Source organism: Agromyces seonyuensis (assembly GCF_009789225.1).
In the GTDB taxonomy this organism is placed as follows: domain Bacteria; phylum Actinomycetota; class Actinomycetes; order Actinomycetales; family Microbacteriaceae; genus Agromyces; species Agromyces seonyuensis.
Genome location: NZ_WSTA01000109.1, coordinates 1 through 10,659, shown reverse-complemented (window position 1 = coordinate 10,659; position 10,659 = coordinate 1). Strand labels below are relative to the sequence as shown.

The following is a 10,659-nucleotide window of genomic DNA, read 5'->3' as shown; positions in this document are numbered from 1 at the left end:
CCCGAGCGTGCCGGCCGCACCGGCCGCGGCGGCCGCGCCGGCGGTGCCGATGACGGCGAGGCCGAGGGCGACGGGCGGGGTCAGCGCGTCGAGGCGCAGGACGGCCGCCCGGGCCTCCACGACGGCGAGGGCGCACATGCGGCAGCCGTCGACGTGGCGCTCGACCTTCGTGCGGTCGCGCACGCCGAGCTTCTCGCGCAGCCACGCGCCGAGGCGCTCCCGCGTCCAGCGGCAGTCGGGGTCGTCGGCGGGTTGGATGTGAGCGCCGATCCACGCCTGCCGCAGCGCCTCGCGAGCGCGGTAGGCGAGGGCCGCCGTGGTGTTCGCCGAGCGGCCGATGCGGGGTGCGATCTGCTGCGGCGTCATCCCCTCGACCTCGGTGTACCAGATGATCTCCTGCCAACGCGGCGCGAGGGCGTGGAACGCCGCCTGGGCCGTGCGGAGGTCGTGGCCGAGTTCGACGGCCGCCTCCTCGGAGTCGGGGTGCGCCCGCTCGTCGAGCTGATCGTCGGGCGACTCGCGGTCGGCCCGTCCTGCGGCCGCGGCCAGGTTGCGGATCGTCGTGAACAGATAGGCGCGGAACGACTCCCGCGGGCCCTTGCCGTCGAGCACGAGCCGGTAGATGTTCGCGAACGCTTCGGCGACGAGGTCGTCGGGGTCGGCGGCACCGAGCCCGCGCGCGACCGTCAGGCCGGAGGTCGCGTGCCGACGCCAGAGCTCCGCGTACGCGTCCCGATCCCCGCGTCGGCTCCGGTGGAGCAGATCGCGGTCGGTGCGCTCGTGGGCGGCTCTGGGCGCCATGCGGCGTCCTCCTGGGTCGGGTTCCGGATGGACCGGTGGGCAGTGCTCGGGTGAAACCGGTTCGCCGGGTTCGGGTACCTCGAGAATCCCACACTTCGGACGGGCGGGTCGGCCGTTCTCCACCGATGCGAGGGCGTGCACGATGCGGACGGAGGATCTCTTCGAGGAATTTCTCCGGAACCGCGTCATGATCCGGGGCGGATCGACTCTCTTCAGATGCGAGGCAGCGGGGGACGCCGCCTCGTGCACCGGGCGAGGGGGTCGCCCGGACGGGCCGGGCCCGGAGTCGTCGGGGGAACACGACTCCGGGTCCCGCCCCCTCCGCGGGCGGCTCGCGATGGAGCCCCGCGGACAGGGTCAGATCAGCCGGCGGCCGGCGGCCCAGACGCCGCGCACCTCGAGCCCGTCGTCGAGCAGCACGGCGTCGGCCGCGCACCCAGCCTCGAGACGGCCCAGGTCGGGCCGACCGATCGCGTCGGCCGGGGTGCCGGTCGCCGCGAGCACGGCCTGCTCGAGGGCGACGCCCGAAGCGACCGCGACTCGGATGGCGAGGTCGAGCGTGAGCGTGGAGCCGGCGATCGTGCCGTCGGCGAGCCGTGCCACACCGTCGTCGACCGACACCGCGAGCCCGCCGAGGAGGTAGTCCCCGTCGGCGGCGCCTGCGGCGGCCATGGCATCCGTCACGAGCGCCGCCCGGCCCGCGGCCCCGTCGAACGCGAGCCGCACGACGCCGGGGTGCAGGTGCACGCCGTCGGCGATGACCTCGAGCGTGACGTGCCCGGCCTGCATCGCCGCGACGACGGGACCCGGCGCGCGGTGGTGGATCGGGTGCATGGCGTTGAAGGCGTGGGTGAGGATGCTCGCGCCCGCGTCGAAGGCGCGCGCGGCACCGTCGAAGTCCGTGGCCGTGTGGCCGACGGCGACGCGGACGCCCGCATCAACGAAGCGGCCGACGGCCACGTCGGCGCCGGGCAGCTCCGGAGCGATCGTGATCTGGCGGAGCGCGCCGCCGCCGGCGAGCAGGAGTCGCTCGACCGAGCCGGCATCCGGGGCGCGCAGCAGCGAGGGCGTGTGCGCGCCCTTGAACTCGGGCGCGAGGAAGGGGCCTTCCAGGTGCGCGCCGAGGACGAGCGGGTCGTCCGCGGCGCGGTCGGCGATCTCGGCGAGCCGAGCCTCGAGGGCCTCGACGGGCGCGGTGACGAGCGAGAGCACCGAGCGGGTCGTGCCGTGGGCGCGGTGCGTCGCGAGGGCGAGGTCGATCGCCGCGCCGCCGTCGTCGAACGACGCGCCGCCGCCGCCGTGCCCGTGCAGGTCGACGAATCCGGGGGTGAGGAACGCGCCGCCCGCATCGACGATCGCCGAGGCCGGTGCGGCCTCGCCGCGCCAGCCGTCGCCCGTGCCGCGCGCGAGGACGCCCTCGCCCGCGAAGGCGACCCACGCATCCCGTTCGAGGCGCCCGCCGCTCACCAGGCGGGCGGAGTGCACGATCGTGTCGGCGCTCATTCGGCGAGCCCCGTCCATTCGACGCCGCCGACCGGGCGGAAGGCGATGCCCATCGCGCGCCAGTGGGCGCCGAGCGGCGCGAGCCGCGCGTGGAAGCCGGCCTCGTCGCGCGCGCCCTCGACGGCCGGCGACCAGGCGAGCTCGGCGATCGCGGCGATGCGCGGGAAGGCGAGGTACTCGACCTCGGAGAAGCCGCGGGCCGTCTCGGTCCAGATCGGGGCTTCGAGGCCGAGGATGTCCGACTCGGCGAGTCCCGGCACGACCTCGGTCGGCTCCCACGCGTACGCCTCTTCGAGCGTCGTCGGCCCGTCGGCCCAGAGCAGTCCGAGCTTGCCGCCGAGCGGCCCGTCGGGATCGTCGGGGTATTTCATGTCGAGGTAGGCGACGTCGGCGGGGGAGAGGATGACCGACCCGCCCTGCTCGACGAACGAGAGCGTCTCCTCGGTCGCACCCTCCTGCGGGGTCGTGAACGACCAGTACTGGCCGACCGTGCCCGCGGGCAGCTCCGTCGAGGCGCCGAGTTCGTGCCAGCCGACGAGGGTCTTGCCGGTCGCGGCGCCGATGGCGGTGATGCGCCCGACGAGGTCGAGGTAGTCGGCCTTCGGCGTCGAGAGCGACTCGTCGCCGCCGACGTGCAGCAAGGGCCCGGGCGTGAGGTCGGCGGTCTGGCCGAGCACCGCCGTGAGGAACGCGTCGGTCGCCGCGGCTTCGTCGGGCGCGGCGCTGAGCGAGGAGAAGCCGACCTCGATGCCGGTGTAGGGCTCGGGGGCGACGCCGCCCGGGTTGAGCTCCGGCACCGCGTTGAGCGCCGCGTTCGTGTGGCCGGGCAGGTCGATCTCGGGCACGACGGTGATGAAGCGCGCCGCGGCGGCCTCGACGATGCGGCGGTAGTCCCCCTGCGTGTAGAAGCCGCCCGGGTCGCCGCCGACGGCGCTCGCACCGCCCTGCTCGGTGAGGGCCGGGTAGCCCTCGATGGCGAGACGCCAGCCCTGGTCGTCGGTGAGGTGCAGATGCAGCACGTTGAGCTTCAGCATCGCGATGGCGTCGAGGTAGCCGATGACCTGCTCGACGGTGAAGAAGTGGCGGGCGACGTCGAGCATCGCCCCGCGGTAGGCGAACCGCGGGGCGTCCTCGAGGTGGAACGCGGGCAGGTCGACCGCGCCGTCCGCCGGCGGGCGGGCCGGCAGCAGTTGGCGCAGGCTCTGCGTCGCGCGGAAGAGGCCGGCCGCGCTCGCCGCGGCGAGTTCGACCCGCCCGTCGGCGCTGTCGATCGTGTGGGACTCGTCGACCGCGAACGCCGTCGCCGCGTCGGGCGCGGGGCCCTCGCCGGTGACGAGGAGGAGGACGTCGCCGTCCCGGGCGTCCGCCGTCCCGCCGGGCTCGATCCCGAGGGGCAGGCCGGTCGCGTCGCGCAGGTCGGGTGCGATCGTCGCGGCGACGGCGTCGGCGCCGGGCCCGTCGACGAGGATGCGGGTGCCGGCGTCGAGGCGGACCGTGCCGGTCGCGGACTCGAGGCGGGCCGGGGCGGGGACGATGGCGATCACAGGATCATCCTTCCGGTCGGGGGAGGCGGCGCAACCGGCGAGGAGCACGGCGGCGGCGGCGAGGAGCGCGATGCGGCGGATCGCCGTCGGGGCCGTCATCCCGCGAGTTTGGCAGGACTCCGAACAAACTACAAGGCGCGCCCCGGCGCCGCCGCCGCCCCGAGGACGCGAGGCGCTCGGCCGCCGTCGCGATCGGGGCGCGCCGCGTCCTCGGAACCAGTCCGCCACCCGAGGGGATTCCGCCCGGGAGGCATCCGGATGGCATGGGTAAGATGGCCGACGTCGCGACTGGCGTTCAGATGGCCACCATCGGGGAGCGACTGCCACGGACCGACCGCTCGCCTGGGCCGGGACGGATGCTTCGGCGGCGCGCCCGCCAGGCAGCACCCATGGTCCGCAACATCCCCGAATGAAGGAGCCAGCCTTGGCCGAGTCCGTCTTCAACCAGCCGCTGTCCGTCGTCGACCCGGAGATCGCCGAGGTCCTCGACCTCGAACTGGGTCGCCAGCGCGACTACCTCGAGATGATCGCGAGCGAGAACTTCGTGCCCGTCTCCGTCCTGCAGTCGCAGGGCTCCGTGCTCACGAACAAGTACGCCGAGGGCTACCCCGGCCGCCGCTACTACGGCGGCTGCGAGTTCGTCGACGTCGCCGAGAACCTCGCCATCGAGCGCGCCAAGTCGCTCTTCGGCGCCGCCTACGCGAACGTCCAGCCCCACTCCGGCGCCTCCGCCAACGCGGCCGTGCTCTCCGCCATCGCGACCCCCGGCGACACCATCCTCGGCCTCGAGCTCGCCCACGGCGGCCACCTCACACACGGCATGAAGCTCAACTTCTCGGGCAAGCTCTACAACGCCGTCTCATACGGGGTGAACCCCGAGACGTTCCAGGTCGACATGGACGTCGTGCGCGACAAGGCCCTCGAGCACAAGCCGCAGGTCATCATCGCCGGCTGGTCGGCCTACCCCCGCCACCTCGACTTCGCCGCGTTCCGCGCGATCGCCGACGAGGTCGGCGCCAAGCTCTGGGTCGACATGGCGCACTTCGCCGGCCTCGTCGCCGCGGGCCTGCACCCGAGCCCCGTGCCCTTCGCCGACGTCGTCTCGTCGACCGTGCACAAGACCATCGGCGGCCCCCGCTCGGGCTTCATCGTCTCGCGCGACACGGAGCTCGCGAAGGCCCTGAACTCCAACGTGTTCCCGGGCCAGCAGGGCGGCCCGCTCATGCACGTCATCGCCGCCAAGGCGACCGCGTTCAAGATCGCGGCCACCGAGGAGTTCCGCGACCGTCAGGCGCGCACCCTCCGCGGCGCCGCGCTCCTCGCCGAGCGCCTCACGGCCGCCGACACCCGCGAGGCGGGCATCGACGTGCTGACCGGCGGCACCGACGTGCACCTCGTGCTCGCCGACCTCCGCAACTCGAAGATCGACGGCAAGCAGGCCGAGGACGTCCTCCACGAGGCGCTCATCACGGTCAACCGCAACTCGGTGCCGTTCGACCCGCGCCCGCCGATGGTCACCTCGGGCCTGCGCATCGGCACCCCGGCCCTCGCGACCCGCGGCTTCGGCGACGTCGAGTTCACCGAGGTGTCCGACATCATCGCCCAGGCGCTGCTCGGCGCCGACGTCGCGCCGCTCCGCGAGCGCGTGCAGGCGTTGACCTCGCGCTTCCCGCTCTACCCGGAGCTGCAGCAGTGACGGCTCGCATCCTCGACGGGCTCGCCGCCGCCGCCGCGGTGAAGGCCGACGTCGCCTCGCGCGTCGCGGCACTCGCCGCGGGCGGCGTCGTGCCCGGGCTCGGCACGCTGCTCGTCGGCGACAACCCGGCGTCGCGCTCCTACGTCACGGGCAAGCACCGCGACACGGCCGAGGTCGGCATGGCCTCGATCCGCGAGGAGCTGCCGGCGGACGCGACGCAGGAGGAGATCCTCGCCGCGGTCGCCCGCCTCAACGCGAACCCCGAGGTCACCGCGTTCATCGTGCAGCTCCCGCTGCCCGCGGGCATCGACGAGAACGCCGTGCTCGAGGCGATCGATCCCGCCAAGGATGCCGACGGCCTCCACCCGACCAACCTCGGGCGGCTCGTGCTCGGCGTCGACCCGGCCACGGCAGTGCCGGCCCCGCTGCCGTGCACGCCCGCGGGCATCCTCGAACTGCTCGCGCAGAACGGGGTGGCGGTCGCCGGCAAGCACGTCGTCGTCATCGGCCGCGGCATCACCGTCGGCCGGCCGCTCGGCCTGCTGCTCACCCGCAAGGGCGTGGACGCCACGGTGACCCTCGCGCACTCGCGCACGGTCGACCTCGCCGCCGAAGTGGCGCGCGCGGACGTCGTGGTGGCCGCGGTCGGCGTGCCCCACCTCGTGAAGGCGGAGTGGATCAAGCCCGGCGCCGCAGTGCTCGACGTTGGCGTCACCCGCGTCGGCACGACCGAGTCGGGCAAGGCGAAGCTCGCGGGCGACGTCGATCCCGGCGTCGCGGAGGTCGCCCGCTGGCTCTCGCCGAACCCCGGCGGCGTCGGCCCGATGACCCGTGCGCTCCTGCTGCGCAACGTCGTCGAGACGGCCGAGCGCGCCGCCGCGTAGCATCCGGAATGCCGAACGCCCCGGCGCCGCTCTCGCGGCACCGGGGCGTTCGTCGTTCTCTGGGGTCAGAGCGGGCGGACGTTCTCCGCCTGCGGGCCCTTGGGGCCCTGACCGGTCTCGAATTCGACCTTCTGGTTCTCTTCGAGCGTGCGGAAGCCCGACGAGGTGATCGCGCTGAAGTGCACGAACACGTCGGCGGAGCCGTCGTCCGGGGCGATGAAGCCGAAGCCCTTTTCGGAGTTGAACCATTTGACGGTGCCAGTGGCCATGTCGTCGTACCTTGTTCTCTGTATTCATCCGATACGGGTGCCGTACCGGTTCGACCATGCCAGTGGCGTGGACGCTTTCGTCGCACGAGGTTTCGTGCGGCGGTTCTTGCTGCTCGTCAGCTCCGCCGGTAGCGGTTGACGAGCGGGCAGTCGAAGGGGTCGCGGGCTGCGAGCCCGACCCGATTCAAGTATTCGATCACAATTCCGTACGAACGGACGATATTCGTCTCCGTGTACGGGACGCCCAGCGTGCGGCAGTGCTCGCGGACGATGTCCCGGGCGCGGGCCAGATGCGGCCTGGGCATGCTCGGGAAGAGGTGGTGCTCGACCTGGTAGTTGAGCCCGCCCATGAGCGCGCTGGCCCAGACGCCGCCCGAGATGTTGCGGGACGTGCGCACCTGCTTGCTGAAGAAATCGAGCTTCACGTGGGCCGGGATGATCTCCATGCCCTTGTGGTTCGGCGCGAACGAAGCGCCCATGTAGACGCCGAAGACGCCGAGCTGCACGCCGAGGAACGCGAAGGCCATGCCGAGCGGGAGGAACGTGAAGAGCACGCCGAGGTAGAGCGCGAAGCGCGTCACGATGAAGCCGAGCTCGATCCAGCGGCCCTTGACCGGCTCGCGGGCGGTCAGCGTCTGGAGCGAGCGCCAGTGGAGGTTCAGGCCTTCGAGCAGCAGGAGCGGGAAGAACGCGTAGCCCTGCTTGCGGGTGAGCAGCGCCATGAGCCCGCGCTGGCGGGCCGCGTCCGACTCCTGGAAGGAGATCGTGTCGAACTCGATGTCGGGGTCGTGCCCGACGCGGTTCGGGTTCGCGTGGTGACGGGTGTGCTTCGTCATCCACCACGCGTAGCTCATGCCGACGACGAAGGAAGCGAGGAAGCGGCCGAGCCGGTCGTTGGCCGGGCCCGACTCGAGCACCTGGCGGTGGGATGCCTCGTGCGCGACGAAGGCGAACTGGGTGAGGATGACGCCGAGCGCGCCGGCCATCAGCAGCTGCAGCCAGCTGTCGCCGAGCAGGATGAAGCCCGTGACGACGCCGCCGAGGGCGAGCGTCAGGCCGCCGAGCAGCAGGCCGTAGAACGTGTGGGTGCGGCGCAGCAGGCCGGACTCCTTCACGACCTTCGACACCGCGGAGTAGGAGTGGACGAGTCCGGGTGCGTCGGCGTCGCGACGTGCGGTGGTGCGGATCGGCCCGAGGCCGGTCGCACGGGTGTGCGAGGAGGAGATGGTGGCGCTCCGATCGGCGGTGCTCGTGGCAGCGGCCCTGAGGGCCGGCCCGTTTCGCAAGAGGCGGTCGCCGATCGCTTGGTCCACCGTATCGGGAAAGTGCTGAGGATGGGCTGATGATCCGGGAATCACTCCTTCCGCCCCCATTTCCCGCGAGTGGGTAGGTCTCGCGGGTGCGGCACCGCCGCGATCCGCGAGACCTACCCACTCGCGTTCAGGGGGCGACCGGGTTGCTCGCCGGGATGCACGTCGCGAAGCGCAGCATCCGGTCGATCGTGTCGACGGCGCCGCCCCCGTCCGGGAGCTGCACGCCGTCGGCCGGCGTCCATCCGACATTGAGGAAGGAGGCCGGATCGGCGCGGAGCTGGCCGATGAGCGTCTCCGCGACGATGCGCCCGCCGACCGGGCCGAAGCGGTTGCCGCCGCCGACGACCTCCGCCTCGCGCAGGATGTAGAACCACAGCGGCGTCCGCTCCACGAACCCGCCGTCGACGAGCGCGTTGTGCACGGCGTCCGGTGCCGCCCCGGCGGGGGTGCTGCCCTGCAGCAGCTCCTGCTTCGTCAGCGGGGTCGCGCCGATCGCCGCGGCGACCGCCTGCCCGGTCGGCAGGCCCAGCCGATAGCCGCGTAGGAGGTTGCGCACCGCGAGGCGCTTCATGATGGCCTTGATCCGGTCCGGCGTCGCGATGCCGTTCTCGACGTTGCGGAGGTTGCCGAGCGGCGGTGTGAGCCTCGTGTCGATCTTCCGCGCGAAGCGGGCCGGGCTGTCCTCGGTCGCCGGCCCGGTCCGCGTGAGCCGTTCGTAGCGCGCCGGCCAGTTGTCCGGGAGCTTGCCGCCCGACAGGCGGCCGCCGCCGCCGGTGAAGCCGAAGAGCGCGTCGAGCGTGCCCTCGTCGACGGGCCCCGACGCGCCGTCCTCCGGCGACCCGAAGTTCTCGTTCCAGTCGTAGGAGAAGCGCACGAGGCTGTGGCCGTAGCGGAATGCGGCGATCGAGAACTCGAGCGGCATGAAGGTGTTGAACGGGTCTGAGCCGGTGAAGAACGGCTGGGACGGGTCCGCGGGATCGGGCGGCGTCGGCGGGGCGAGCAGGGTGCTGACCAGTCCGCCCTGGATCGTCGCGCCGTTCTCGTCGACGCCGTCGACGACCGGGCGGAGGAAGTCCTCGACGGTGATCCACTGGTAGTGCCACTGCACGAAGCGTCGCGCCATCCAGAACTCCGGCGCCAGGACGGCGGCCGGGGGCGTGAAGGCGTCGTCCCATCCCCGCTCGGCGATCGTCGCGTCCGGGACCGGGTGGTCGGCGAGCCACCGCACGACCTCGTTGTGGAAGCGGATGAACCCGACGTGGAGCTGGGCGATCGCGAGGTTCTCGTCGTTGCGGGCGTCGCCGATCTCGGCCTTGCCGGACGGGGTCCGAGGCAGATCGGCACCCGCGACCCGTTGGAACGGGCCCGGGTTCAGCGGACTGAGGGCGCCGACCGCCAGCCGGATCCCGTCCGCCTCGTAGCGCACCTGATCCGGCTGCCCGCTCGCCGCCGGCCCGTTGCCGTAGAGCGAATCGAGGTTGAGCTGCGGCTCCCGGAGATTGCGGAGATCCGCCAGCACGGCCTGGGGCGCCAGCGGCTCGAGGACGCCGTCGGTGATGCCGATCTCGTCGTTCCGGTCGGTGTTCGCGGTGATGTCGTGATCCACGAACTGCCCCCAATAGGTGTGGATCGGCGGCAGCGTCGAGTCATCCGGATCGGGGTTCGCCGGCGCGGCGTCCTCGGCCGCCGCAGCCTCGATCATCGCGGAGCCGAGCGCCTTCAATCCGACGACGACGGCCTCCGGGTTGCGGTGGTCGAGGTGCGAGAGCGGGTAGTTGGCCTGGAGGCCCGAGAAGAGGTAGCCGAACGGCGAGCTCACCGACGGGAGTTTCTCGGGCGGCACGGGCGGGCTCAGCAGGAAGGCGCCCGGCGCGTGCGGGTTCTCGCGGGGGAGCGCGACCTCGGACACCGGTTCGACGCCCGGTTCCGAGACCGGGGCGGCGCTGTCGGCGATGGCATGCGTCCCGTGGCCGAGGTTGGTGATGACGCGTCGGAACTCGGGCAGCGCCGTCCGAGGGTCCTCGTCGTCGTCGGTGATCGGCCTGGTCGTGATGGTCATGGTGCTCGTCCCCTCGATCTCGTCGGGAGCGCGGCGCCCGCGCCCACAGCCGGAGTACGCCGCTTCCTCCGGGGCGACCGACGGGCGCGGACGTGCGGCACGGAAACCCGGGCGGGCACTGAGGTCGTGCGGCCGGTCGTCCCGCGGCGTCGTCAGGAGCCCCGGCGGACGCATCGCGCATGCGCATCCGGTGACTTGGGTGCTCGGATGCGCACCCTGCGCAGATGAGCGTTCGGCGGCGCAGAACGTCGGGGGTACCCCGGTCCGGGGTTCGGGGGAGTCCCGGTGTCCGACGCCTCCCGACCGGAGGAACGTGACCGCTTGTGTTGAGCGATCCTCGGGAATGGCGAGGAGCTCCCGGATACCGAAAGCGAACCGATACCCCATGACCAGCTACACCCCGGCCGCCGGCCGCATCGTCCGACCGGCTCCCACCCGTCCCCGTCCCGAGCGGCTCGTCGCCGCCCCGATGCTCCCCGGCGCGCAGGCGGTGCTCGTCCGGACGGCCGCGCCGATCGCGACGGCCGCGGCCGCCGCCGGCATCACGGCGATCGGCGCCCGCGCCGCCCTCGAGGCCGACGGCCTCGTCG

Annotated in this window: 9 protein-coding genes and 1 riboswitch; of the genes, 3 read left to right on the top strand and 6 right to left on the bottom strand. The window is 72.9% G+C overall.

Features of this window, described 5'->3' with window-relative positions; translation table 11 throughout:
* The 3 genes from GB864_RS16715 to GB864_RS16705 all read right to left on the bottom strand — a co-directional run.
* On the bottom strand, positions 1-801 hold an 801-nt coding region (locus GB864_RS16715; protein ID WP_160426826.1), incomplete at its 3' end, for a sigma-70 family RNA polymerase sigma factor.
* A gap of 357 nt (positions 802-1,158) precedes the next feature.
* Complete coding sequence (locus GB864_RS16710; protein ID WP_160426825.1) at positions 1,159-2,304, bottom strand: N-acetylglucosamine-6-phosphate deacetylase; 1,146 nt, start codon at positions 2,302-2,304, stop codon at positions 1,159-1,161.
* Complete coding sequence (locus tag GB864_RS16705) at positions 2,301-3,947, bottom strand: family 20 glycosylhydrolase (RefSeq protein WP_160426824.1); 1,647 nt, start codon at positions 3,945-3,947, stop codon at positions 2,301-2,303. Before GB864_RS16705 ends, GB864_RS16710 begins: the two co-directional genes overlap by 4 nt.
* Positions 3,948-4,122: 175 nt before the next feature.
* Positions 4,123-4,203: riboswitch (ZMP/ZTP riboswitch) on the top strand.
* A gap of 54 nt (positions 4,204-4,257) precedes the next feature.
* Here GB864_RS16705 and glyA point away from each other — a divergent pair.
* Both glyA and GB864_RS16695 read left to right on the top strand, forming a co-directional pair.
* Positions 4,258-5,544 (top strand): serine hydroxymethyltransferase, encoded by a 1,287-nt coding sequence (gene glyA, locus GB864_RS16700; RefSeq protein WP_160426823.1) that lies wholly within the window; start codon positions 4,258-4,260, stop codon positions 5,542-5,544.
* Positions 5,541-6,428 carry a bifunctional methylenetetrahydrofolate dehydrogenase/methenyltetrahydrofolate cyclohydrolase gene (locus GB864_RS16695; protein ID WP_160426822.1) on the top strand — a complete coding sequence of 296 codons (888 nt, stop codon included), beginning with the start codon at positions 5,541-5,543 and terminating at the stop codon, positions 6,426-6,428. The genes glyA and GB864_RS16695 overlap by 4 nt, the downstream gene beginning before the upstream one ends.
* Positions 6,429-6,493: 65 nt before the next feature.
* Here the strand turns inward: GB864_RS16695 and GB864_RS16690 are convergent, their stop codons facing one another.
* The 3 genes from GB864_RS16690 to GB864_RS16680 form a co-directional block, all read right to left on the bottom strand.
* Positions 6,494-6,697, bottom strand: coding sequence for a cold-shock protein (locus tag GB864_RS16690; RefSeq protein WP_160426821.1), 204 nt, complete (start codon positions 6,695-6,697; stop codon positions 6,494-6,496).
* A gap of 116 nt (positions 6,698-6,813) precedes the next feature.
* Positions 6,814-7,923 carry a fatty acid desaturase family protein gene (locus GB864_RS16685; RefSeq protein ID WP_419672799.1) on the bottom strand — a complete coding sequence of 370 codons (1,110 nt, stop codon included), beginning with the start codon at positions 7,921-7,923 and terminating at the stop codon, positions 6,814-6,816.
* A 214-nt stretch (positions 7,924-8,137) separates the two neighbouring features.
* A complete protein-coding gene (locus GB864_RS16680) occupies positions 8,138-10,069 on the bottom strand; it encodes a peroxidase family protein (protein ID WP_160426819.1) in 1,932 nt (643 codons plus the stop codon).
* Positions 10,070-10,454: 385 nt separating this feature from the next.
* Between GB864_RS16680 and GB864_RS16675 the strand changes: the two genes are divergently transcribed.
* Positions 10,455-10,659: hypothetical protein (locus GB864_RS16675; RefSeq protein ID WP_202107331.1), on the top strand; the 205-nt coding region annotated here is incomplete at its 3' end.